Origin of the sequence: Alteromonas sp. KUL42, from assembly GCF_006538325.1 — a bacterium.
Classification (GTDB): domain Bacteria; phylum Pseudomonadota; class Gammaproteobacteria; order Enterobacterales; family Alteromonadaceae; genus Alteromonas.
The window spans coordinates 305,677-331,761 of the sequence record NZ_BJKK01000002.1 but is presented as its reverse complement, the minus strand read 5'-3'; the positions used below and the strand labels follow the sequence as shown (position 1 = coordinate 331,761).

The following is a 26,085-nucleotide window of genomic DNA, read 5'->3' as shown; positions in this document are numbered from 1 at the left end:
TGCTCGTTTAATGATTTTTTTGTTCTACACTATTAATTGGTCGAAATGACTAACATTTGAGGGATTTAATGAGTAGGTACCGACAGCAAGACAATTTACTTGGTCAAGCAAACAGTTTTCTTGAAATACTAGAGCAAATTTCACAAATCGCACCACTTGATAAACCTGTCTTAGTGATAGGTGAACGGGGTACGGGTAAAGAATTAATTGCTGCTCGACTCCACTTTTTGTCGAAGCGTTGGGATCAGAATTACGTCAAACTCAACTGTGCAGCATTAAGCGAGAGTTTACTTGAAAGTGAATTGTTCGGTTATGAAGCCGGCGCATTTACTGGTGCGTCTAAAAGACGAGAAGGTCGCTTTGAAGTAGCCCACAATGGTACGCTATTTCTCGACGAGTTAGCCAACACCTCTGGCCTAATTCAAGAAAAACTACTTCGCGTTGTTGAATACGGAGAATTTGAACGTGTAGGTGGCAGTAAATCAGTAAAGACGGATGTTCGTCTTATTGCAGCAACCAATGAAGATTTGCCCGCTTTGGCAGAGTCTGGTGAGTTTCGTGCAGATTTGCTCGATAGGTTGGCATTTGACGTTATTACTATTCCCCCACTTCGCGAAAGACGCGAAGACATTATGATGCTAGCAGAGCATTTCGCCATTAATATGGCACGAGAAATGGAAATGGAGCTTTTTAGTGGCTTTACGGAAAAAGCGAAACGCACACTGCTTGAATACGAGTGGCCAGGTAATATTCGTGAACTTAAGAACGTTATAGAGCGGGCAGTTTACCGCACTAATAACCCTCACTTACCGGTACATGAAATTGTTTTAGACCCCTTCGAATCGGCATTTCGCCCTAAAAATAGAGTTAAAACAAACGACAGAGTTTCTACAGATACCTCACCCGTTTCAGTACCTATTGCTCCAGTAACAGCAACACCTGAAGTGTCACAACCTGCAAAACAAACCAATGAACTGCCCGAAATAGTCGATTATCCTATTGATCTAAAAGAACGCTCTCAACAATACGAGATAGATATGATAAAACAGGCGCTTGCTGATAGTCAGTTCAATCAGAAAAAAACCGCTGAAAAATTAAGCCTGACATACCATCAGTTACGTGGTTATCTTAAAAAGTACAATTTGTTAGATTCTTCCGCAGAGAACGTTGAGGCTTAGGGCATGTTCAATGGTTGGGTAGTTCGTTTGTTTTTAGTGCTATTTACAGCGCTATTAGTCGTGTCTTGTGGTAAACAAAACAAGCAAGCGTTCTACAATTCAGGCATTATTTATTGTTCTGAGAGTAACCCGGTTACTTTTAACCCACAACTCGATACGTCCAGTACGACATCAGATGCCTCCTCACACCAACTGTACGACAGATTGCTCGATTTTGACCCAGATTCAGGTCGCATTGTCCCGAGTTTAGCGAGCAGCTGGCTGGTAACCAACGACGGCCTGACTTATGTTTTTCAGTTGAGAAAAGACGTTGCGTTTCACTCTACAGCGTATTTTACACCGTCTCGCACATTTAATGCTGATGATGTTATTTTTAGTTTAGACAGGTGGAGATTGCGCTCTCACCCTTATCACTATGTATCAGGGGGGCGCTACCCTTATTTTGAAAGTTTAGGGCTGGCTCAGAACATAGCTTCTGTCGAGAGAGTGAATGGATATCGCATAGAAATAACATTGAAACGTCGCGATAGTTCTTTTCTTTCAAATCTTGCCACAGACTTCGCGGTTATTCTGTCTGAAGAGTATGCCTCGCAGCTTGCCGAAGACGGTACGCCGAGTAAAATTGACCAACTTCCCATTGGCACTGGCCCGTTTAAATTTGTCAGCTACCGCAAAGACCATTTCATTAAGTACGCGCGTCACAATCAATATTGGCGACTTATTAACGACAATACTCCCGAAACCTTTGCCGATAATGAATCACAAAATGTAGCGGTTAATTCCACACAGCAAGACGAAACGACGCTAGCAAACTCGATAGAGGACGCGTCAAATACATCCGTCAAACAACTTGTTTTTGACATTACTCCCCGCAGCTCTTTACGTCTGGCTAAACTAATCACTGGTGAATGCGACGCCACCGCATTTCCCGCACAGACAGAACTCGAGGTAATTCGTACCCGAGATGATCTAGTATTAGCAGAAAAGCCAGGGCTGAATATTGGCTTTTGGGCATTTAATACTCAACGCCCGCCCTTTGACAACCCTGATGTAAGACATGCACTTGCCGCTGCAATTGACAAAAATACACTTTTGGAAGCCGTTTATTTTGATAGCGCTACCAGAGCCAAAACACTGTTACCTGCTGCAAGCTGGGCGTTTCAAAATGACGCTGATGACACGGCTTACAACCCGGTGTTAGCAAGAAAGCTACTGTCTGATTCGGGTGTAAAACCAGGTTTCTCTATGACAATTTGGGCTATGCCTGTGGAACGAGCCTATAACCCTAATGCCCATAAAATGGCAGAACTAATACAACGTTACTTACGTGATGTTGGCATAGATGCCACAATAGTAAGTTATGACTGGACGACGTTTAGACGCCACCTTCAAGAAGGTTTGCACGATTCCGTTTTAATTGGCTGGTCGGCTGACAATGGTGACCCCGACAACTTTTATCGACCGCTGCTAAGTTGCGGTGCCATTCCTTCTGGTACAAACCGAGCCATGTGGTGCAATAAAGACTATGATGAGTTGCTTAATAAAGCACTGCAGACTGATAATATCGATGAACGCAATGCTATATATCAACAAGTAAATCGTCTACTTTACGAGCGCCTTCCCTTAGTACCTATTGCACATGCATATCGCTATCAAGCTTATCGTAAAGATTTAGAAAACATGACCATAAACCCATTTGGGGGTGTGCGTTTTGGTGGAGTTGAAAAGACCCTGTGATACAAATTCTAATTAGATACAGTACACTTTTATTTTTGACGCTTTTGGTGTTGGCGTTTATGTCGTTCTCGCTTGCCTATTTGTTTCCAGGCGACCCACTTGAAAACCTAACTGGTTTGGTTCCACAAAATGAAATGCAGCGAGAAGCATTGACCCGCCAGTTCAAACTAGATGGTCCTTACCTCATTCAGTTTTTTCATTACGTAGAGAATATGCTTGCTGGCAATTGGGGATATAGTTTCACATCGGGATTACCCCTTAGGGAAGAGGTAGGGATAGCGCTTCCCGCCACCATAGAGTTGGCGACCTACGCTATGTTAATGGCGTTATTTATTGGTATACCGTTAGGTTATTATGCAGGTATGCGCTGTTACTCAACATCGGATCATGTGATAAATAGCACTAGTATAACTACCTATTCATTTCCAGTATTTTGGTTTGCGCTTCTTTTAATTTTAATTTTTAGCCTTCAGTTGGATTCTGCTCCACTCTCTGGGCGAATTAGTCTTCTTTACGACATAGAACCAATCACAGGGTTTATTATCGTCGATATTTTATTAAGTGAATTAGCCAACAAACCTTTGGCGTTAAAAGATGCATTTTCCCATTTAGCTTTACCTACCCTTGCAATAGGTGCCATTACAACAGCTTCAATGATCCGCATTACTCGACGATCGGTGATAGATGTTAAACACCGCCCTTATATTGCTGCTGCAGTTTCTCGAGGCTTGTCTAGCTGGCAAATATTCTTTCGACATATTTTGCGAAATGCACTACTTCCTATTTTGCCACTTATGGCGATACAAATTACCACATTGATAACCAATGCAATGATTGTAGAAACCTTATTTTCATGGCCAGGTATCGGCAATTGGCTAATTCAAGCCATATATCAACGAGACTACCCTGCTTTGCGCGTGGGAATGATGGCGGTATCAACAGTGGTGATCACACTGACTATCCTTGTTGATTTGTTTAATAGGCTAATTGATCCCAGCAGAGAGAAATACGAACGTGCCACAGTTTAGTCTATATGATGAAGAGTTCCATCCGTCTCCCTGGCAACGCACTTGGCTGTCATTCAAGTCAAGTCACATCGCTATGGTTGGCCTAGCGATGCTGGGATTGTTTGTTATTTTTTCGGTATTTGCCCCTATCCTTACTCCCTACACTGCCATCGAACAAAATATTGACGGGCTTTTACTACCTCCAAGTTGGTTACCCAACGGGTCGATATCACACATCTTCGGCACAGATGCACTTGGCAGAGACTTATTCACATTAATAATTTACGGTTGCAGGATTACGTTAGGCTCCGCGTTTGTTACCGTGGTATTAGCGATGTTAGTGGGGGTTAGCATAGGCACTATAGCGGGAATGTTAAGAGGCTTACGCTCCAGTATCGTCAACCACCTCTTAGACGCGCTCATGGCCATCCCAACGCTGTTGATTGCCATTATCATTGTTGCAATACTGGGAACAGGCTTAGTCAATAGTATGTGGGCAATCACATTAGCACTCATTCCACAATTCGTGCATCACACCCGTAGTTTTGTACGCGCAGAAATGAAAAAAGAATACATAGTTGCATCTAAATTAGATGGCGCAAATAAGTGGCAACTCTTCTTTCATTCCATTTTACCCAACATGATAGAAATGTTGGTAGTACAAGGTACACTTGCTCTTTCAATTGCAGTGATCGATATTTCCGCACTTGGTTTTTTGAACCTTGGCGCACAAGCATCACAACCTGAATTAGGCGTTATTTTGGCTGATGGACTTGATGTTGCTTATCTCGCACCATGGAACGTCGCCGTGCCCGGAATGGCCATATTTTTACTCGTGCTTTCCATTAACATTGTCGGTGATGGTCTTCGTTCGGCACTTAGAAAAAGAGTGAGTCACTAATCATGCCAATGCTCGATATTAAAAATTTGACCCTCGAGATGGAAAGTGGTGATGCTAGTATTAAAGCCCTCGACAAGGTGAATTTATCTGTCAGTAGTGGTGAAATTCGTGCCTTGGTGGGCGAATCAGGCTCAGGAAAAAGCTTAATTGTATCTGCTATTTGTGGCGCATTGCCAAGTCAGTGGAATTTGACTGCCGACAGAATGAGTTGGAATGGTGAGAACTTATTAAGTATGTCAGTCCAACAACGACGAGAAGTAATGCGCCGTGAAATTGCCGTGGTATTCCAAAACCCTCAATCGAGCTTAGATCCTTCCGCTACGTTAGGGGAGCAATTAGAGGAGAGTATTCCCGATGAATTTGTTGAAGGTAGCTGGTTTTGGCAACGTGCTCAACACAGAAAAAAAATAGCCATCAGTACGGTACACAAAGTAGGTATTAAATATCACAAACATTATTTGAGCGCCTACCCTCATCAGATACCAGCGGATATCGGGCAGAAATTTATGATTGCCATGGCATTGGTGTCACAACCGAAATTGCTCATTGCTGACGATCCAACACGTGGTATGGAGCCCACCACAAAAACACAAATTCTAAAGCTGTTTACACGGCTTAACCAAACTCGCTCATTGTCTATCTTGTTTGTCAGCCACGATTTGTTAGCCATCGCCAGTATGGCACACTCAATGACAGTGTTATATGCAGGTCAAACCGTAGAGGCGGGTAAGATGAAGCATATAAAGAAACGTCCTTTGCACCCTTACACCAAAGCGCTACTTGACAGCGCGCCTAGCTTTAGAAAAGACTTGCCTCCTAAATCGCACTTGCCTACCTTAGGCGGCTCGATACCAACGCTACAACACCTTCCTATTGGGTGTCGTCTAGGGCCGCGTTGTCCGCGAGCTCAACGAGCGTGTGTTCAAACTCCGGCAATGCGAAAAATTCACGACCATAGCTACAGTTGTCACTATCCATTGCACATGGAGAAACCATAATGGATATCATGCAAGTAAGGCAGCTCACCTTTATCCACAATGAAAAGAAGCGCTGGCTAAAACGCCCTGAAATATTTCAGCTCGGTCCTGTCGATTTAAGTGTTAAGCGCGGTGAAACTATTGCGATAATTGGCGAGAACCGTTCGGGTAAGTCTCTACTCGCCAAACTCCTTGTTGGAGCAATTCCTGCTGATGCTGGAGAAATTGAAATAAACGAACATAAATACCTTGCGAAATATCAATCAAAAGACAACAAACAGAAGCGTACTCACGATATTCGCATGATCTTGCAGCACAGCAATGAGTCAATGAACCCAGCGGTGCCCGTCGGAAAAATTCTTGACGAACCGTTAAGACTCAACACTGACTTAACGGAAACACAACGCAGGTCTCTGATTGAAGAAACACTGGTTAAAGTGGGCCTGCTTCGAGAGCATTATCACTTTTATCGTCATATGCTTTCTGACGGTCAACAGCAGCGCGTTGCCCTTGCCCGTGCAATTGTTCTTAAGCCTAAAGTACTCGTGGCAGATGAACCATTTGCCGCACTTGATCCCTCAATTCGTTCACAAACAGTAAACCTTATTTTGCAACTTCAGCAAGAGTTAGGTTTAGCGTTTATCTTTATTAGTCACAATTTAGGTATAGTGCGCCATATCGCTGATCGCGTCATCGTAATGGAAAACGGGGAAATTGTGGAAGAAGGTAAAACAGAAACTATTTTCAGGTGGCCACAACATTTACGCACTAAAAAATTGGTTACCGCATACCAATCCTTAGTACCTCAACAAACGCTTTAATAGCCGTTTTTTATACATAAATACGCAGAATAAAGACAAAGAAAAGGGCCTATAAAAGGCCCTTTAATCGTTTATTTTGACCCGTTAAGGAATACTTGCAGGGTCTTGGCTAATCTTACCAACACCAGCGTGATTTAATACATGCTGTTTAACACGCGCTGCATCAAGCGCTTGGTAATCATACGGTACTTCATAACTCGACGTTGGTGTAGCATCAGGCCCTGCTACAACATCGCCTTCATCTGGGGTTGTCCACGTAACACCTTGCCCAAATAAATTACCCGACGTATTCCAATAGCCAATGACATCAGAGTAGAACGACACAATTGGATTTTGTGTATTCTCAAACACGTTATTGTCTATTCTTAGCTCTGCCCCTTGGCGTGAATTTATGCCAGTAGAACTAATATTGTTGTAATAATTATTGTACAAATGTCCATGTCCATAGCGGAACAGTGGTAAACGAGACTCTATGCTTTCAAAACGGTTGTGATGGAAAGTAATTAGCCTGTCCGTATTGTCACTGTCAGTATCATTTTCCGTATGGCCGTGTAATGACGCTTTCCAATGATCGTGTAAATAGTTGTACGAGATAGTAATATTTTTCGCACCGCGTTTACTGTCTATTAGGCCATCGTAAAAGTCTTTATCTACTGATAGCGAGCTGTATAACTCATTGTGATCGATCCAAATATGACTGGTGGTCGAGCCATCATTATCGCCTTCAATCGATATTCCATCTTTGCCTGACGTTAGTACATGATGGATCTTCAAGTTGCGCACAATGATGTTGTTGGCACGTCGAATAAGGATACCAATTCCATCAAGCTCACCACGGTTAGCAACCCCTTCAATAGTGACGTTGTCCATATCTTTAACTTCTATAGCGGTGCCATTACCACCATTATTCGCATCTGTGATCACGCCATCTACGTAAATCGTTACTGGCGTATTGGCTGCTTTAGCTTCATTAAGTGCAGCTTGCAACGCTTGACCCGTGCTCACAGTAACCACATTGCCACCTGCTCCACCAGTAAGCGTGAAGTTGTGTTGCGCAAAACCACTAGATGTTGAACCATCAATAAGGCTGATGTCATCGGCTTCCGGCGCAGATGGCAGCCAGCCTGCTCCGCTGTCAAAGTGCGAGAATATGTCTTCACGAGATAGAAGGTTTACCACCTCGTCATCAGATAACACATAACCAAATTGGCGTGCATCTAAATTTAACGGGTTGCCGTCCATATCCATACTTCCATACTCACGCCACCCTGCTGTTGCGGACGGTTGACTTGGATTTGGTGCTGGCTGACCTCTTACACCTTCTCCTGCCCAACCTATATCAGCAATATGGGTATCAAAACGATTATTGATAAGCGTTATATTGTCGAAATAATCACTACTTCCGCCACTTCGCGCAATATAAGTAGAGTTATCCAGCACGCCATTGCCTATTGGGCCTGGGCCATTGGTAAACGCACTATTAAGGAAAATAAAACCTTTGTAGCTGATGTCAGGTACACGGGCCTGCAATACATAGCCACCGGCAGTGTCTTCGTCAGGATTGCCATTTTTGGAATCACCAATAGTACGAATTTCACTGTTTTCAAACAGTGCGGTATTCACATAACCCCATATAAAATCAACGTTACCAGCCACTAAAGTTTCATAGAACCAGCTAAAGCCCTTAAGCAGTAACGTATCCTGTTCGCTGATGAAGTTCATATTTACCGCAGTTAAACGACCATTATCACTGTTGAAATAGATCGTTTCAGCTTGGTTCGAGTAGTCGTTGCTGCGAATATGCGAGTTCTTTAAGGTAAAGTTAGTTAATGCTAACTCATCTACACCTTCGACCAAGAAAACACTTCGCCCGCCAGCAGGCGTGCCACCTGGCCCTTCGCTCTTGCCACTTCCACTGTTGAAGCTCTCAAAGTTGTTGTAGTACACCACAGTGCCTTCACGGCTTTCACCATGCAGGGTAACTTTATTGTTACCACGTAAGAACAATAATTCTTCGTACTGTCCATCTCGGATAGTAATTGATGCACCAGCATCCGTTTCAACATATTGCATGATGTGATTTAGCGCACCTTGCACAGTACGAAAATCAGCTTCACCGTCATCATCCACCAACAAGGCATTACCCGATGGTCGCGCTTCTCTTGTGGTAAATGACCAATTTGCCGCTTTACCCAGTCCTTCAAACGCACTGCCATTTAAGACTGCATTGCTTACAACACTTTCGCCAATTGCCACGTAATAACGCTGCCCGTATTCCAATGCGTTAGTATGCGGTTTAATGACAAGCTTATTATCCTCAACTTTGATAGGACGATAATTCACATGGCGCTGGCGAGATTGCTCTTTAAATCCAATAGAATCTGTATCTTGTCCTACATTTAGTATGTCAACTAAGGTATCAGTTTCTGCATTGTAAATGCGGACTTCACCCACCTCACCTAATGTGGGGTTATTGTCGAAAGTCAGTGTTAACGATGTATCTACATAAGCATTTTGCATTCCACTGAACGGAACGGTATTCGCTAAAAGGTCGCCATAGGTACTCGTTGGCATGGTAAAGCCTTCTTGCACTGACACCTGAAGGGTCTTAAACAATGTTGGATCAGAACCTGAGGTAAAAGTAATTTCAGTATTGCCAGCAGACAATGGTGTCAGTGTCACTAGTGGTCCATCTACATCCACAGACACAACCGCTGTATCGCTGCTGACCACTGTATACGTATCCTCAGTAACACCATCGCTTTGTGTAGCAGTAACGTAAACAAGTAATGGTTCGCTGCTTGTGCTGGTTTCCCAAACCGAGTCGGTGTAATCAAGGCTTAGTTGCACAGGTTTAACAGAAGGGTCGCCCACTTTTATGTCGTCAATCTCGAACGAGCGGTTATTGGTGAACATACCAATTAAACCCGTTGCCGTGTAGGTTTGATCGGTAGTTGACCCCATGTTTTCGCCGTTCAGGTAAACCGTAAGTGCGTCATCAAGCATTTCAAAGCGAACGCGATACCAAACACCGTCAATACCGTCTTTCTCACCCAACTCAATAGGTGATTTGGCTTGTACCGGTCTTGCAATACTGCCCGCGTCACTTATTGCTACTTCAACTTGTGTGCTTGATGTGGAGTTCTGTACATTGAGGCCACCACCGTACCAATTGCCGTTACTGTCATAACGCCCTAATAAGAAAATTTGCTTATTACGAGTGGTACTATTCTGACGAGGTCGAATACGCGCTTCGACAAAGTAGTTTCCGCTTTCTGGAATTGCGCTAAGTGCAGATGACTTAACCAAGAATATTTCACCGCCTTCTCCACCTGCGGTATAGCGCATTACATTGTTGCCATTGTCATCCAGAATATCAAAGCTTCCTTGAGCGCCGTTTGAGCCGGACTCATTTGCTAGTAGCTCAAAGTCTTCCATGGAACCATCTGCGAAGTCAGCACAATAGTATAAGTCAGGCTCGTTTTCACAACGAAAGATACTTGAGTCAACCGAGTCGCCGTTATAGCTGATGGTTAAGTTGTCGATAACCACCTTGCCACCGCTTTCGGTGCGAAGTTGTAGGAACGAAGATGATGTTGCTACAAAGCCTTCTATAGAAAGACGCTGACCAGGTGTTAACGAGGTAATCGCTTCACTGTAGAATTTCGACGCGCCACCGTGAATAGATTTACTGCTACTACTGGTGTTGTTGTCGGCATAAATGATGAAGTTGTTGTTACCTTCAGTATCTTCAACAGAGACGATATCCATACTAATGGTGTATTCTCGGCTAAGATCGAGTACCCCAGAAGTTACAGTGTCATCACCTGATGTCTCGGTTTCTGGAGTTGAATTACCCAAAGAAAAACGTGCGCTATCAATAGATAACTGCCCATCGGTAATAGTAAGGCCTGAGCTGCCACCAGTCACATGGTAAAATGCGGTATTACCACTTCCATCAGTATCTTTATAGCTGGCGCTAAAGAAGGTGTCTTTATCTGTTTCAAACTGCTCTTCTAGTAACACATTCTCTTGAATATATTCGATACGAATATTGTCAATGACCACTACTGATCCGCTTTCTGTACGGAACTGCAGATAAGAGTTTTGACTCGCCACAGTACCAGGCACTGTGTAGGTTGTGCCAGGCACAAGGTCAAGCACGGGTTCATTAAAGAAGCGCGACGCACTGCCTAAATACGAATTCGCACTGCCTGATGTGTTGTTATCTACATAGATCTGGAATTTATTGTTACCTTCACTGTCTTGTGCGGAAATGACATCAAAAATAACATTATAAGGACGACTTAAATCAAGCGCCCCTGTAGACCCTGTATCGTCAGCCGAGCTTGTAGTATCAGGCTCAGTATTCCCCATTGTGAATCGGCCGCCGTCTAGCTGAATACCTGTGTCTATTTGCGTTACCGAACCACCGGTAATAGTGAACATGGGCACAGATTCACCCGCCGCATTTTCGATAGCAGCAAAGTTAGTCGAAAACACATCTTCACTCACACCAGCGAATCCATAGTGTAAAGGCAAAGGTGTATTAGGAATATCAGGCGTAGGCTCTGGGTCTGGTTCTGGCTCAGGCTCAACTGGGTCAACCGGCTCTACGGCATCCGCGTTAGTGTCGATACGTAAATTATCAATAGTGATAGAACCACTAGAATCGGTTCTTAATTGGAAGAAGCTATTCGTAATTGTTGTATTAAGTATTTTAGCATCAGGTAAAGTTGGATCTCCGCCACCAATATCTTCACCGGGAAGATAAGTATACGAATAGCGAGTACCTGGAACCAAATCACCATCTGATAAGTTAATACTTACAAACTTCGATGCAGCCCCGTGTACAGAGTTTCCTTGACTTGTTGTATTATTATCAACATACAAAGAAAACGAGCCAGCATTACCCACTTCAACAACATCAAAGCTAATACTAAAGCCTTCACTAATGTTGAAAATACCCGTTCCCACAGTGTCTGAGCCAGATGTGTTAGCTGAGGGGTTTGCAGCTGCGTTACCAATAGTAAAGCGGTCGCCTTCTAGCGTAAGTTGCCCAGTGGTGGCATCAACTAAAGGGCTGCCACCCGTAACAAGATACAAGGCTCCTGCATCAGGGGCATCGCTTAGTCGTTTATATGACGAAGAAAAGAAGGTATCGGTATCAGTATCAAAATTTTCTTCCAACGCAGCAGCTACAGCCGTCGCCGCTTCTTCAAGACGGGTGATTTCCGCTTGAGCTTGGTCGGGTGTAAACGCCAATACAGCGCTTTGAGGGTCTTCTGCCGCTAAACAAGCTTCAACATAAAGTGCGGTTGCACTAGCCTGCTCAGCAGTTGTTGAATCGATACACAGACTATAAACGTCATTTACAGTGTTATAAGCACGAGAAATCAAGAATTCGACATTGTCACCGTGATTCAGTACTAATACTTTACGTCCAAAAGCAAAATGATATGTGCCTTCAACTAGCGTTTCGCCCGTTGTGCGTATATATGTTCCGGCAAGATTGGTTTCATCTGTCGGCGTAAAATTAAGTGTCGATTCAACGACCTCACGACCTACCAAATGTGGTGCGTATACATCGCCAACGAACTTATCAACATCGAAAGTATTGGGAAATAGCGTACCCAGTTCACTCTCGAGATAGTCGACAAAATGCGTTATTGCTGTGGCTTTATCAACTAACACACTGGTTGTTCCACCCGCAGCGCCCAGCCACACTTCAACATCTGTAGCAAAGTCAGTATCAGACTGACTAAAAAATTCACTGAGTGTCTGTCCATCATCAAGTGTAGCCGTGGCCACATTAGCCGCATCAGCACTCAGTGTTATACCATTTGTAGGGTCGCCATCGGTATCAAGAGACTGAAGTAGTCTTAACGTGTTCACAAGCGATTGGTCAAACGCGTTATCAGTCTGAAACAAATCGAGAGGTGAAATGACACTTGAGGCTGGTACATCGGGGAAAGCAAGCTCCCCGATAGAAAAGGTGAGTTGTTCACCCCTGAAGTAAGTAAATTCACCATCGACATTAGTTACACCATCACTCACAGAGTCGGAACTGTAACTCAAACCACTTACAGGACTGTCTACAAACACCCCTGTTAAGGCCGGTTCTGGGGGCAATTTCACATTCGTGCTGCTTTTTTCTCCGCAAGCAGCCAGCAGTAGGATGCCACTGACAACAGTAGCAATTTTTGAGCATTTCATTTTTACTCAACCTCCATTTGGAAGCTGGGCGTACATGGCGGTAAAACCATACAATATTGTCCGCGCCAGCTTTTATAAGCGTGTGCTGGAGATATCTCCAGCGCGGGCAATTAATAGAATTTAACGTTTACGCCAAGTTGATAGCTACGACCGTATTTTTCCTTTTGGTAAAGTACGTTTCCGCCACTGAGCTCATTACCGACGAAATAACGCAAATCTTCAGCTTCAGTAAGATTGATAGCATCAAAATAGAGTTGTACTTTTTCGGTAATATCGTACTGAAGTTTAAAGTCTAAGCTCTTCACTTCGGCTTGATACTGATCAGCCCAAATTTTACAGTTTTTGGTATCGCTTGTACTCACAGAGGCAGGGCAACCACCAATCTCTTCTAGAATATCGGAACGTATGTTTCCGATTAGTCGAGCTGAAAATGACTTACTTTCCCAACCAACAACGAGATTAAACGTAGTATCCGCTTGATCAGGCAAAGCAACCGTACCTTGGCGAATTGAAGAGTCGAGTGTTGCTTCACTATCAAGAAAAGTGGCATTACTTTGAACGAAGAAGCCGTTTTCGAAGTATTGGTTATAGCTCAACTCAATACCATAAACCTTGGCTTTATCACCGTTGATAGTGGTATTTATCTCGTTTAAAAACAGATCTTGAGGGATCACAAACTCGGTAACTTGATTAACAGGTAGGGTTAACGGTAAATCGGCAATAGACATACCAATACCATTCACATCAACAATGAAGTTATCAATATCTTTGTAGAATACTGCGGCCTCCATAAAGAGGTTTTCACTTGGATACCAACCTATCGACGCATCGTAGTTAATTGATGTCATAGCCAGCAAGTTGGGGTTACCCACGTTGAGCGCATTATCAGAACCTAAGACATATTGGCTTAATTGCTGAATAGTCGCGCCGCCTTGGCTGTCATCACAGTTATCTGAACCCGGCGGACACAGCTCAATATCACTGTCGAAAATAGCAAACGCGCGAGCTTGTTTAAATGAAGGGCGAGTGAAACTGCTCCAAACCGCTGCACGAACTAAAATGTCTTCCGACATTTCCCATTTCAAGTGTGCACTTGGGAAAAACTCACTGTACTTAATTGATGCTTCAGGTAGCGGAATAGCAATATCAAGACTACCTTGGCCTGCACCATTAAACTCAAAATCATCATTTTCGAGTGACATGAACCCAGAAGAAGAAAACTCTGTTTCCACCCACCGAACACCCGTAATCAGTGTTGCATCCAACCCTATTGGGAATTCCGCCATCGCGTAGACTGCTTTAGTGTCCTCAATGATGGCATAATCATTCTTGGTGCTTTCGATGGATACTTCACCGTTAGTTGCCGGTTCTACCGTTTGGCGGGTTGCATTAACAATAGCATCAACGGTTTCTCTGCTTTCAAAAGGCAACTGAAAAACACTGTCAGATGGAATACTTGTGGCAAAGTCAGCAAGTGTTGCGTTAACGGCGTCAATACATGCTTGGTCGCCATTACAATCGTCTGCTGATGGGTCAAAGCTCCAGCGATCTTTATCACGAACATGATCACGCTCAGTAACTTGCGCACCTACTTTTACGTAATTCAACCAATCGTTTAGAACATCAGCTCTAACGTTAAAGTTAAATGTTTGAATTTCATCAGTACGAACACCGTCTTCTAAAAATAGATTATCAAAACGGTAATTTGATAAATCGGAGCCATCACCACTGCCTGAAGTACCAAAAATACTATTTTCAGGGTCGTAAGTAAGGCCTGCAAGTTCAGCAGCGTCTTCAGGGCTCATAATGCGCGCATTAATGGTATCTCTTAACCCTTGACCATATACAATAAGGTCGCGTTCTCTAAACTGTACACGTCTATCGCCGCGGGAATCTTCTTCTGAACGAGAGTTAGCATACTCATAGTCAACAACAAACATATCCGCAAAGCGATTTTCACCACCAACACTAAACGTCACGGTCTTATTTTCGCTTTCTTGAATAAACTGCTGGTGGAATACGTCAATATCACTAAGAACAAATTCTTTAGTTTGACTATTCACATAAACAATTTCACCACTTCCAACAGAGCCTGCATCTTGGAAATCATAGAATTCACGCAAGGCTAAGTCGTCATCATCAAATTGTGTATATGTCCCTTTGGCGTAGTAATAACTATCGGCATTGGGCTTATATTCAATGTTAAGAGCCGCGGCTTGGCGTGTGCGGCCTGCTATTTCACGACGATTTTCTAATTGAGAAGGCGCGAGAATTTCATCGCCGGCAGCGATTTCTTCGTCAGTCTTGCCTAAATCTGCTCGATAAAACTTCATTTCGTTTTGGCTATGATGACGCATTTCGTCAACCATGGTCTTTCTGTCTTCGTGAGAAACAGCAAAGCCAATACCCAGTTTTTCGTCATTGAAGAATTGCGTTCCATCGAAGCTAAATCGAGGAGAATGTTCGCCACGCAGTTCGTTATAGGAATCTTGAACACGGATTTTGAGTGTATTCTTACCGCGATCAAAAGCCGATATTGCTTTTACATTGACCGTTCCACCGATGGAGTTTAAGTTTTGATCTGGGGTAAGGGTTTTTAAAACTTCTATGGTGCCAAGTAAGTCAGAGGGTAAAGCATCTAGACCTACCTTGCGCTCATCGCCTGCACCAGACATTTGAGAGCCATTCATGTTTACTGATACGAAACCTGGGCCAAGACCCCTTACGGTCACATATTTACCCTCACCCTCTGAACGCTGAAGGGTTACGCCCGGCATACGGCGAAGAGATTCCGCTACGTTTTGATCGACAAAATTACCTAAGTCATCGGTTGAAATTACAGAGCTGAAGCCGTCTTTCATTCGCTCAAGGTCACGTGCCTTTAAATCGGCTTGCTTAACACCTTTAACCTCAATGACTTCTAGTTCTTCTTGTTGTTTTTTCGACTCAGTACTTTCTACTTGGTCGGTGGACACACTATTGGAGGGGCCCTGAACCTGTTCATTGGACTGCGCAGCACTTGCAAATGCTGAAGTAACGGCAAGTGCAAGTGTCGTCCATTTGAAAATATGCATGTATTTTCGCTCCTATTGCTAATGAAATGACACGATTCGGCATAGCCCTAAGTGCCACCGGTGGCATTATGCAATCAAAAAACAACGAAATACACATAAATTTAACACTGCTTATACAAATAGTTTAAATATGAAGCTTATTTAATTAACAAAGTACTAAAACGCGTGACCTTTGCGGTACAGTTTGCTGTAAAACGCACCGCAAATATCAAAACGCTCTAAAGTCCTGACAGTTGCTTCCATTTGGCAGGTGTTAATTGTTCTTCAGCGACGCTGGCTGTTTGGAAGTAAGCTTTATAGCGAGGCCACTCAATGACTTCCTTTGTGCTATCAATTATGCCGTTTCCTTTAAGATAACTATTGTCGGCTAACTGCGCTAAAATACGCGCGTCGACAGGGTCGTGCTCACCACTGCTTCGGGTCTTATTAGCACCAACCTCTTTATCTATAACGAGTTTTTGCCATACCTGAAGTGCCGTTAACGTATCGTCACCCAATGCCTTTATTGCTTCAGCTTCAAACGGGTGCGAAGAAAGAGACGTTCCGGTTATTGTGTCAAATGCATCACTGCCTCGCTTATTTCCTTTAACATCGATACCAAGCGTGTTGCTCTTACTCATCTCGCTATTGCCATGCATTAGGTTGTCACTAACATGAAGTAATGTGGGTTCACTGTCTGTTGACCATAGCTGAAAGAAGCGTAGTGCTTTTGTGGTAGGGCCTGGTTTATAATAATTTGCGACAAGGTTTGTTCTTCCACCTTCACCGCCATAGCCTGAGTTACTTCTCCAATTGGCAATAACATTATTGCGAATATCAACGAATTCATGCTCTTTGGCGTAATTGGGGTTCAAGCGCCATCCGTTCACTCGCGGGTTTCTGCTGGTATGGCTGACTAAAACATTCTCGATAAAACTGGCAAAGTTGCCTCCCCAAATACCGCCGTAACCATGTTGCCCTTTACTATGCCCTGCATTATTTAAGCTTTCTGAAAGAATACTGTTTTGCAGTGTAAACCGGGTATTATTGTAAAAAGACCCTACTTCGTCGTTCGCCCAGCTCAAAGAGCAGTGATCAACGATAATGTCCTTTTGATTTCGAATAAACAGCGCATCATTTTGTGAAGCTGTATCTCCTGGTCGAAATCGTAAGTAACGAATGATCACCTGGTTTGCTTTAACTCGCGTTTCTGCACCGCTTATTACGACGCCTTTTGGGGAAGTCTGCCCCGCTAGGGTGAGATTGTCGTGCTTTATATCAAGTGGGCTTTTGAGGTCAATCACGCCCGATACAGAGAATACCACAAGCCTAGGGTAAGGCTGATTTACGGCCCAACGAAGTGTTCCGACGTGCTTTTTATTCGTATCCTCTAGGCTATTTACCACGAGTACTTCACCTAAATTGCCACCAACCGTGTACTTCCCAAACCCCTTGGCACCTTTAAAGGCAAGCGTATTTGCTTGAACTGGCAGTACTAAAAACAGAAATACACTGAATATCACTTGCATGAAGAGACCTAACACGCCACTTTTTTTACATTTTGTTGTTTTCATTTTTTGATCTCTTGTTTTTGAATACGCGCGATTGATTTCAACTTCTGAGTCCACTGCTGAATCTTCAACACATCTTTAATGCTCTCAGAAAAGTAAAGAGATAAAATCGCAGACAATTCACCATCAACAGAAAACACAGGCACTGCCAATAGCGTATTTTCATTTTTACTACAGTAGGTTATCGAGAATCCCCTAGTGCATATCTCTGTCCTTATTTTCGATGCTAAAGACGTTTCGGCAGATTTAATTGCATCAACTGTCTGCTGATGAGCCTTGTAAAAAGTAAAGGAATAATGCGCGAGCACTATTTGACCCAACGCACTATCAAATAGACCAAGCTGCGCGCCCGGCCTGTATGGGCTAATACAAGTCAATGACGCATCAATGACATCGACGACTAACGCGCCATTTTCGCTAGGAATACCTATCAGTGCGCTGCATTCGTGCCCTTTTATCAACGCAGCAAGTGGCGATACCAATTCTTGTTGCGCTGACCTACGGCTCATATCGGTTGCCGTTACCTCGTAAATACGCCTTCCATAGACGTACCTTGTTCCTTTCTTGTCAATGACACGTGCACCTAGTAACGTTCTAATAAGACGAAAAACGGTAGACCTCGGTATTTTTAACGCATGTTCTATATCACTTGCGCGAAGCCCCGAATTTGAATTAGCGAGCACTTCACAAAGCTGAACAGCCTGAAAAACACTCGGTATAATATACCGGTCCATCTTTTCCTCTCTTACTGATATGTCAATTCCCATGATCCGACATTCCATATTCGACAAAATGCCACCGGTAGCATTTTATGTAAGAATACCGATCAAATTTAACAAAAGTCAAATATCTTAACTTATATAGTTTTGCTCACCCCAAATGAGTTTTTGGTAAGAAATAGACATATGGCTTGCCTAATTTGGAACCAACAAGCCTGTGTAACCAAGCCTAGCCATAAACTCTGCCAGTCACGCCGTATGGGTAAACGCCTATACGTATTGATAAAACGCAATGTGAGCTAGAAATAAGTGTGTATTGATTTTTACTTGTGCGCAGACATCAAAAGCGCCACTGAATAGAAAGAACGGTGACCTGTCGAACGTCAACCAACAGGTCATGGTGAAAAAGGTGTCAAACCAAGAAGCGTTAACCAACTAGGGCTAATAAAATACCTGCAGCTACGGCGCTGCCAAGTACACCAGCAACATTTGGTCCCATGGCATGCATTAAAAGAAAATTATGCGGATTGGCTTCAAGACCTACTTTGTTAACAACCCTAGCAGCCATTGGCACCGCGGATACGCCAGCTGCGCCAATTAGGGGGTTAATTGTGCCACCTGATAATCTGCTCATCACCTTCGCCATTAACACGCCTGCCGCAGTACCAATTGCAAACGCAATCGCCCCCAGCCCTAGAATGCCCAAGGTTTCAAGGGTAAGAAACTTATCAGCAGAGAGTTTTGAGCCTACTGCTAACCCTAAGAAGATGGTTACGGTGTTGATCAATTCGTTTTGAGCAGTTTTACTTAATCTGTCTACCACACCACACTCTTTCATCAAGTTACCAAAGCAGAACATTCCAACGAGTGGCGTAGCAGCGGGAAGAAACAAAATGGTCATGAACAAGACGGCAAGAGGAAAAATAATCTTTTCCCTTTTTGACACGGGTCGCAATTGTCCCATTTTAATCTCACGCTCTTCTTTGGTTGTTAGTGCTTTCATTATCGGAGGTTGGATAATGGGTACTAACGCCATGTAAGAGTATGCAGCAACGGCGATTGCTCCTAACAAATCGGGAGCTAAGCGTGAAGCTAGGAAAATAGCTGTGGGTCCATCAGCACCACCTATTATCGCAATTGCACTGGCATCTTTAAGCGTAAATTCAAACCCCGGTATTAAATTTAGCGCTATTGCACCAAACAAGGTGGCAAATATACCGAATTGCGCAGCAGCGCCGAGCAATAACATTTTGGGGTTGGCAATAAGGGCACTAAAATCCGTCATAGCGCCCACTCCCATAAATATCAGCAAGGGAAAAACACCAGTATCAATACCAATTTTGTAAATGTAATAGAGCAAACCTCCCGTTTCAGAGAAACCCGCTAAAGGAATATTAGTAAGTAGTGCACCAAACCCAATAGGAAGCAGTAGAAGTGGCTCGAATTTCTTTACAATGGCTAAATACAGTAGACCAAAACCCACCGCCATCATAATAAGTTGGCCAGACTCGAAATGCGCTAGCGCAGTACTGTCCCACAGTACTTGTAACTTATCCATTATCTACCTACCCCAACACTATGAGTGGTTGACCGCTTGTCACCGCGTCACCTTCGCCCACTAGGACATTGGTTACCGTGCCCGCGAACGCAGAGCGTATCTCAGTTTCCATTTTCATAGCTTCTAAGATCATCACTACATCGCCTTCATCAACGCTATCACCACTGCGTACAAGCAACTTAAAGACATTACCTGCTAGGGGTGCTTCAATGGTGTTATCAGCTGCGGTTTGTGCTGGCACAACAGGGCTGCTACTTTGTGTAGATTGTGCAACTGGAGTAACACTGCTCAACGTTCCTGAAGGAGCCACCTCTACGCGATAGAGCTTTCCGTCAACATTAACATCATAAGTTTCTGCTTGATTTGACGTAGGCTGACCACTTTGAGGTTGTGAAGCTTGTTTACTTGTGTGAGATGGAGAATTCGCTGCTTCTGAATCCACCGTTTCTTCACTAGGGGCAGGCTCAAATGCCTCAGGATTGCCGCGATTTTCAAGGAACTTAAGGCCTATTTGAGGAAACAGGGCATAAGTCAGTACATCATCAATTTTGTCTTCACATAATGACAGACCTTTTTTCTCGGCCAATTCATCTAAGTCTTTACTGAGTGATTCTATTTCAGGTGCAATGTTATCAGCAGGTCGACAAGTAACTGGTTCTGCACCATCTAAAACACGCTCTTGTAATGCTTTATTTACCGGCGCAGCTGTTGAACCGTATTCACCTTTCAGTACCCCTGCGGTTTCTTTGGTAATACTCTTATAACGCTCGCCCGTTAGTACATTTAACACGGATTGCGTGCCAACAATTTGCGAGGTTGGTGTGACAAGAGGAATAAAACCCAAATCTTCCCTCACGCGAGGAATTTCTTTTAGTACTTCCTCGAACTTGTCTTCTGCACCCTGCTCTTTAAGCTGACTTTCCATATTCGTCAACATGCCACCAGGTACTTGAGCAAGCAGAATTCGCGCGTCTACACCTTTCAAGCTACCTTCAAATTTACTGTATTTTTTTCGTACATCGCGAAAATAGCTGGCAATTTCCTCTAATTCAGGAAGAGCAATCCCAGTGTCACGCTCTGTGCCTTCTACAATCGACACCATAGTCTCTGTTGCGGTATGCCCATAGGTCATGCTCATCGAAGAGATAGCGGTGTCTAACATGTCAATTCCCGCATCAATGGCCTTTTGGTACGTCGCTGTACTCAAACCCGTGGTTGCGTGACATTGCATAGCAATAGGAACCTTAACGGTTTCCTTTAAGCCTGAGATCAATTCTTCACATTCATAGGGTTTCAACAACCCAGCCATGTCCTTCACGCAAATAGAATGTACACCTAAATCTTCTAATTGCTTTGCCATGTCTAACCAGAGTTTTAGATTATGGACGGGGCTAACAGTGTAAGAAATAGTCCCTTGTGCATGAGCACCGCAGTCAATCGTCGCCTTTATCGCAGTTTTCAAATTTCGAATATCATTCATGGCGTCGAAAATGCGAAAGACATCTACCCCATTATCATGAGCGCGCTCTACAAAGCGTGTAACCACATCATCGGCATAATGGCGGTAACCCAACAGATTCTGACCACGCAATAACATTTGCTGCTTGGTATTGGGCATAGCAGCTTTTAGTTTACGAATACGCTCCCACGGATCTTCACCCAAGTATCGTATACATGCATCAAACGTTGCGCCTCCCCAAGACTCTATGGACCAAAACCCTGCTTTATCGAGCTTTTCAGCAATGGGAAGCATATCTTCAATGCGCATGCGCGTAGCTAAAAGCGATTGGTGGGCATCACGCAAGACCAATTCGGTCAATGCCAAAGGCTTAGACATGGTAACTCCTGAATAAAATTATTTTTTAGTCGCTTGACGATGTGTATGAATGGCTGCCGAAATCGCCGCAATCACATTGCCATCAATTCCGGGCTGAATAGCTTGGTTGGGGCGTTTTACTTGAGGTGTCGGCTCTGCAACCTCACCGGGAAATGCTTCGCAAAAACGAGCAATAAGGTGAATACCTATAATAAGTAGCCCTAAAAACGAAAACACAAATAGCATTCCGATGAGCATAAGCGAGCCTGCTTCAAACAGCAAACTGGCAATTGAATCTGAGTTCATCTTAGATCCTGTTGTTATTTTAGTCCTGAATAAGTATCACGGTGGTTTTACAAAAACAACAAAATAGAATAAAAAATCACAAATAACTTATAAAAACGCAGTTTTATGTCAAAATTCACTTAATATTTACATAAACTTGCAAAACACCATTTGAGCATTTTCGTTGTAATTCACGTTAATTGCTTTTTACCTACTAATTTATTGAAATACAGTTTGATTCGCACCTGTAACTCTAAGCAGTAAAGTCGCTTTTTCGTGAATTTGCAATGTTGTTAGAAGTAATATGAATTCATGTAGATATTATGCCAGTCCGCATAGAGGTTTACTCAACCAGAGAGAGAAGACACCTATGCGGATTGGTATAATGATTGGGACCGCTTATTAGCGTTTGTTGACCTTTTAGGTACACTTTATTGTATAAAATACAGCGCAATCTAAATAAAGTGTATAGTTGAAGATGTGATGAAGACTACAGATTAATCGGGCATAAAAAACCCACCTGATTAGGTGGGTTTTTCTAATATGGCGCGTGTGGAAGGATTCGAACCTCCGACCGCCTGGTTCGTAGCCAGGTACTCTATCCAGCTGAGCTACACACGCGTTGTCTTTTTTACTTTCAACTTTTACATCGAAAGGTAACGCTTTTAAATAAGTGGCGCGTGTGGAAGGATTCGAACCTCCGACCGCCTGGTTCGTAGCCAGGTACTCTATCCAGCTGAGCTACACACGCGCAAAAACTTTTTATTGACCGCCACTATCAATGAATAATGGCGGAGAGGGAGGGATTCGAACCCTCGATACCAGTAATAGGTATGGTTCCTTAGCAGGGAACTGGTTTCAGCCACTCACCCACCTCTCCGTAAGTGCAGGGCGCATTTTACGGATTCAGTGGCGCGAGTCAAACCTTTTTTACTAAGAAACTGTTCACTCGCTGACATTTTAATCGAATTGCTTAAAAAAAGCGTATTTTGTATAGCTTACATACAAATAGGTTTATTTACTCATGCTTAAATCACCGCTTTTTACAGCTAGCTAAGTAAACAATTACTTTAATATTATGCGAAAACGTCAATTCTGCCGTAAAAAATAGAAAATAATTTAAAACTTTTTTGGTGTTTTTTTGAATTTTTTATTAAGACTACTGAAAAACGTTTTATCTAATTGACAATTTAGTGGATGACTTTCAGTCGAAATAAGAAAAGCAAGAGCATGAAAAAGGTGATAAAAAACAAAAAAAGGCCAGCAAAAGCTGACCTTTCCCAATGAAGAATATTTTACTCTTATTCAGCAGAACTAGACTCTCCGCCTTTCTCTGCTTGAATGCGCATGTATATTTCTTCACGGTGCACAGAAACTTCTTTCGGTGCATTAACACCTATTCGTACCTGATTCCCTTTTACACCTAGTACAGTAACGGTAACATCGTCACCAACCATAAGTGTTTCACCAACTCGACGAGTCAAAATAAGCATTCTATTGCTCCTGTTCCTTAATACTGAACATATCCTTTGAGGTTTGCTCACGTCGGCACGACCCAACGAAAGCGACAGTGGTTCCTTGTTTCTGCGTCACTTCAAAAACTCACTGTTATCTACAATGAATAATTATAGCTTATCTTGTAACCAAGCGTTAACCGAATCTAACGCTGAAACCAAGCTTTCTGGTTTGTCACCACCCGCTTGGGCCATGTCAGGACGACCACCGCCTTTTCCACCTACTTGCGACGCAACAAAATTAACCAGCTCACCCGCTTTAATTTTAGCAGTAAGGTTTTTAGTTACACCTGCGATAAGGTTAACTTTCTTATCATCGGCAACACCTAGTACTACCACGCCTTCACCAATTCGGTTTTTAATGTCGTCCATCATTGAACGCAATGACTTCGCTTCAACACCTTCCAAATTAGCAACGAGTACTTTAACGCCGTTAATCTCTACTACATTACTAAGCATATCAGCCCCTTGCTGACTCGCCAGTTTTTGTTTAGCAGAATTAAGCGCTTTTTCTAATTCTTTAGTATGATTTTGCAGTGCCGTAACACGCTCAAGTACATTTTGCGTATCAGTTTTAAGCATAGCTGACAAGTTCGATAAGGTCGCTTGCTGGGTTTGTACTAGTTCAAGCGCTTGTTCACCTGATACGGCCTCGATACGACGTACACCAGAGGCAATACCCGCTTCGCTGATGATTTTAAACAAACCAATATCACCGGTGCGACTCACATGCGTACCACCACAAAGTTCTACAGAGAACGGCCCCATAGTGACAACACGTACCTTCTCGTCGTACTTCTCACCAAATAGTGCCATTGCTCCAGAGGCTTTCGCTTCCTCAAGCTCCATCAACTCAGTAGCAAGAGCATGGTTAGCTCTAATTTCACTGTTCACACGGCGCTCAATTTCCAAAAGCTGCTCACTGGTTACGGCTTCAAAGTGCGAGAAGTCAAAACGCAAGCGCGATGCTTCAACCAATGAGCCTTTCTGCGTGACATGCTCTCCTAAAATCTCGCGAAGTGCAGCATGTAATAGATGGGTAGCACTGTGGTTCTTTTTAATTGCTTCGCGATTTGCTGCATCAATAGCTGCTGTCGCTTTGTCGCCCTTTGTTACATTGCCCTTAGCGACACCTTTGTGCGCAAAGGCATTACCCATTTTTTGGGTGTCAGTTACAACAAACTCACCATTGGCAACTCGTAGTACACCTTTATCACCAGCCTGACCACCACTTTCGGCATAAAACGGTGTGCTATCTAGTACCACAATACCTTCTTGACCGTCTTTCAATACGTCGACAAAACCGTTATCAGCAATAAGCTCTACTACGTTCGCTTCACCTTCAACATCGGTGTAGCCTGTAAAAGCAGTTTGATGGTCAACAGCTAACTTAGCATTGTAATCAGCACCAAAGTTACTCGCTTGTTGGGCACGCGCACGCTGCGCTTGCATCGCTGCTTCAAAACCCTCTTCATCAATTTTCAAATTGTGTTCGCGGGCAACGTCGTTGGTAAGGTCAGTAGGGAAACCATAAGTGTCGTATAACTTAAATACCACTTCACCTGGAATGGTGTCGCCTTCTAGTGTTTCCAACGATTCACTTAGCAAAGCTAAGCCGCGTGACAAGGTTTTGCTGAACTGCTCTTCTTCAACCCGTAGTACTTTTTCAATAACAGGAAGTTGTTCGACCAATTCAGGGTATGCTTCACCCATTTCTTTGGTCAAAGAGGCTACCAACTTGTAGAAGAAAATGTCTTCAGCGCCCAATTGATAGCCGTGTCGCACGGCGCGACGAATAATACGGCGTAGTACATAACCACGACCTTCATTTGTGGGCATAACACCGTCACAAATTAGGAAACTACACGAGCGAATGTGGTCAGCGATAACGCGCAACGACTTGTTTTCTAGATCGTCAGTACCAACAATTGATGCCGCTGATTTGATAAGATTTTGGAAGAGATCAATTTCGTAGTTACTGTGAACGTTTTGCAAAATAGCTGAAATACGCTCAAGGCCCATACCAGTATCAATTGAAGGCTTAGGCAGAGGCTCCATAGTGCCGTCTGACTGCTTGTTGAATTGCATGAAAACCAAATTCCAGATCTCGATGAAACGATCACCGTCTTCTTCTGGAGTTCCTGGAGGCCCACCCCAAATATGCTCGCCGTGATCATAGAAAATTTCAGAACACGGCCCACAAGGTCCAGTGTCCCCCATCGACCAAAAGTTATCAGATGTACTGATTCTAATTATTTTTTCCTTTGGAACACCGATGTGGCTTTCCCAAATATCAAAGGCTTCATCGTCTTCGGAATAAACGGTAACCAATAATTTCTCTTTTGGAAGACCTATTTCTACCGTTAAGAAATTCCATGCAAATTCAATGGCTTCTTTTTTGAAGTAGTCACCAAAACTGAAATTACCCAACATTTCAAAGAAAGTGTGGTGACGTGCGGTATACCCTACGTTTTCCAAGTCATTGTGTTTACCACCAGCGCGCACGCAACGCTGCGACGAAACCGCTCTGGTGTAACTGCGCTTCTCTGTACCCAAAAACGTGTCTTTGAACTGATTCATACCCGCGTTGGTGAAAAGAAGTGTGGGATCATCTGCTGGTACCAGTGACGAGCTAGACACCGCCTGATGGCCATGACTTTTAAAATATTCGATAAACTTGTTACGTAAGTCAGCAGTTGATAATGTCATTGAAAACCTAACTTCCTTAATTC

At 43.4% G+C, this 26,085-nt stretch carries 15 protein-coding genes and 3 tRNA genes; 6 read left to right on the top strand and 12 right to left on the bottom strand.

What is annotated here, in order from left to right; translation table 11 throughout:
* Positions 1 to 68 precede the first annotated feature (68 nt).
* From pspF to EYR97_RS04235, 6 genes are read left to right on the top strand one after another with little or no spacing between them, the layout of a single operon-like run.
* Entirely contained in the window at positions 69 to 1,178 is a 1,110-nt protein-coding gene (gene pspF / locus EYR97_RS04260) for a phage shock protein operon transcriptional activator (protein ID WP_131092584.1), read from the top strand.
* Between the two features lie 3 nt (positions 1,179 to 1,181).
* A complete protein-coding gene (locus EYR97_RS04255; RefSeq protein ID WP_131092583.1) occupies positions 1,182 to 2,915 on the top strand; it encodes an ABC transporter substrate-binding protein in 1,734 nt (577 codons plus the stop codon).
* On the top strand, positions 2,912 to 3,943 hold the full coding sequence (locus tag EYR97_RS04250; protein ID WP_165477972.1) for an ABC transporter permease: 1,032 nt from the start codon (positions 2,912 to 2,914) through the stop codon (positions 3,941 to 3,943). The genes EYR97_RS04255 and EYR97_RS04250 overlap by 4 nt, the downstream gene beginning before the upstream one ends.
* Entirely contained in the window at positions 3,930 to 4,823 is an 894-nt protein-coding gene (locus EYR97_RS04245; protein ID WP_131092581.1) for an ABC transporter permease subunit, read from the top strand. The genes EYR97_RS04250 and EYR97_RS04245 overlap by 14 nt, the downstream gene beginning before the upstream one ends.
* Positions 4,824 to 4,825: 2 nt before the next feature.
* Positions 4,826 to 5,821: an oligopeptide/dipeptide ABC transporter ATP-binding protein gene (locus tag EYR97_RS04240; protein ID WP_131092580.1), complete on the top strand. Its 996-nt coding sequence runs from the start codon at positions 4,826 to 4,828 to the stop codon at positions 5,819 to 5,821.
* The gene (locus EYR97_RS04235) at positions 5,821 to 6,621 is read left to right on the top strand and encodes an ATP-binding cassette domain-containing protein (protein ID WP_131092579.1); all 801 of its coding nucleotides are present in this window, start codon (positions 5,821 to 5,823) and stop codon (positions 6,619 to 6,621) included. The genes EYR97_RS04240 and EYR97_RS04235 overlap by 1 nt, the downstream gene beginning before the upstream one ends.
* 84 nt (positions 6,622 to 6,705) lie before the next feature.
* Here EYR97_RS04235 and EYR97_RS04230 read toward each other — a convergent pair whose 3' ends face one another.
* The 12 genes from EYR97_RS04230 to alaS form a co-directional block, all read right to left on the bottom strand.
* Positions 6,706 to 12,837: a pectinesterase family protein gene (locus tag EYR97_RS04230; RefSeq protein ID WP_131092578.1), complete on the bottom strand. Its 6,132-nt coding sequence runs from the start codon at positions 12,835 to 12,837 to the stop codon at positions 6,706 to 6,708.
* A gap of 110 nt (positions 12,838 to 12,947) precedes the next feature.
* On the bottom strand, positions 12,948 to 15,911 hold the full coding sequence (locus EYR97_RS04225; protein ID WP_131092577.1) for a TonB-dependent receptor: 2,964 nt from the start codon (positions 15,909 to 15,911) through the stop codon (positions 12,948 to 12,950).
* A 218-nt stretch (positions 15,912 to 16,129) separates the two neighbouring features.
* Positions 16,130 to 17,464, bottom strand: coding sequence for a polysaccharide lyase family 1 protein (locus EYR97_RS04220; protein ID WP_131092576.1), 1,335 nt, complete (start codon positions 17,462 to 17,464; stop codon positions 16,130 to 16,132).
* Positions 17,461 to 18,228 (bottom strand): helix-turn-helix domain-containing protein, encoded by a 768-nt coding sequence (locus EYR97_RS04215; protein WP_165477971.1) that lies wholly within the window; start codon positions 18,226 to 18,228, stop codon positions 17,461 to 17,463. Before EYR97_RS04215 ends, EYR97_RS04220 begins: the two co-directional genes overlap by 4 nt.
* Positions 18,229 to 18,607: 379 nt before the next feature.
* A complete protein-coding gene (locus tag EYR97_RS04210; RefSeq protein WP_131092574.1) occupies positions 18,608 to 19,738 on the bottom strand; it encodes a sodium ion-translocating decarboxylase subunit beta in 1,131 nt (376 codons plus the stop codon).
* A gap of 7 nt (positions 19,739 to 19,745) precedes the next feature.
* Entirely contained in the window at positions 19,746 to 21,575 is a 1,830-nt protein-coding gene (gene oadA / locus EYR97_RS04205) for a sodium-extruding oxaloacetate decarboxylase subunit alpha (protein ID WP_131092573.1), read from the bottom strand.
* An 18-nt stretch (positions 21,576 to 21,593) separates the two neighbouring features.
* Entirely contained in the window at positions 21,594 to 21,860 is a 267-nt protein-coding gene (locus tag EYR97_RS04200; protein WP_131092572.1) for an OadG family protein, read from the bottom strand.
* Between the two features lie 523 nt (positions 21,861 to 22,383).
* Positions 22,384 to 22,460, bottom strand: a tRNA-Arg gene (locus tag EYR97_RS04195).
* Positions 22,461 to 22,513: 53 nt separating this feature from the next.
* A tRNA-Arg gene (locus tag EYR97_RS04190) sits at positions 22,514 to 22,590 on the bottom strand.
* A 38-nt stretch (positions 22,591 to 22,628) separates the two neighbouring features.
* Positions 22,629 to 22,719: transfer RNA gene (locus EYR97_RS04185), tRNA-Ser, on the bottom strand.
* A gap of 421 nt (positions 22,720 to 23,140) precedes the next feature.
* On the bottom strand, positions 23,141 to 23,332 hold the full coding sequence (gene csrA / locus EYR97_RS04180) for a carbon storage regulator CsrA (RefSeq protein WP_131092571.1): 192 nt from the start codon (positions 23,330 to 23,332) through the stop codon (positions 23,141 to 23,143).
* Between the two features lie 132 nt (positions 23,333 to 23,464).
* Positions 23,465 to 26,062 (bottom strand): alanine--tRNA ligase, encoded by a 2,598-nt coding sequence (gene alaS, locus EYR97_RS04175; RefSeq protein ID WP_131092570.1) that lies wholly within the window; start codon positions 26,060 to 26,062, stop codon positions 23,465 to 23,467.
* Positions 26,063 to 26,085 lie beyond the last annotated feature (23 nt).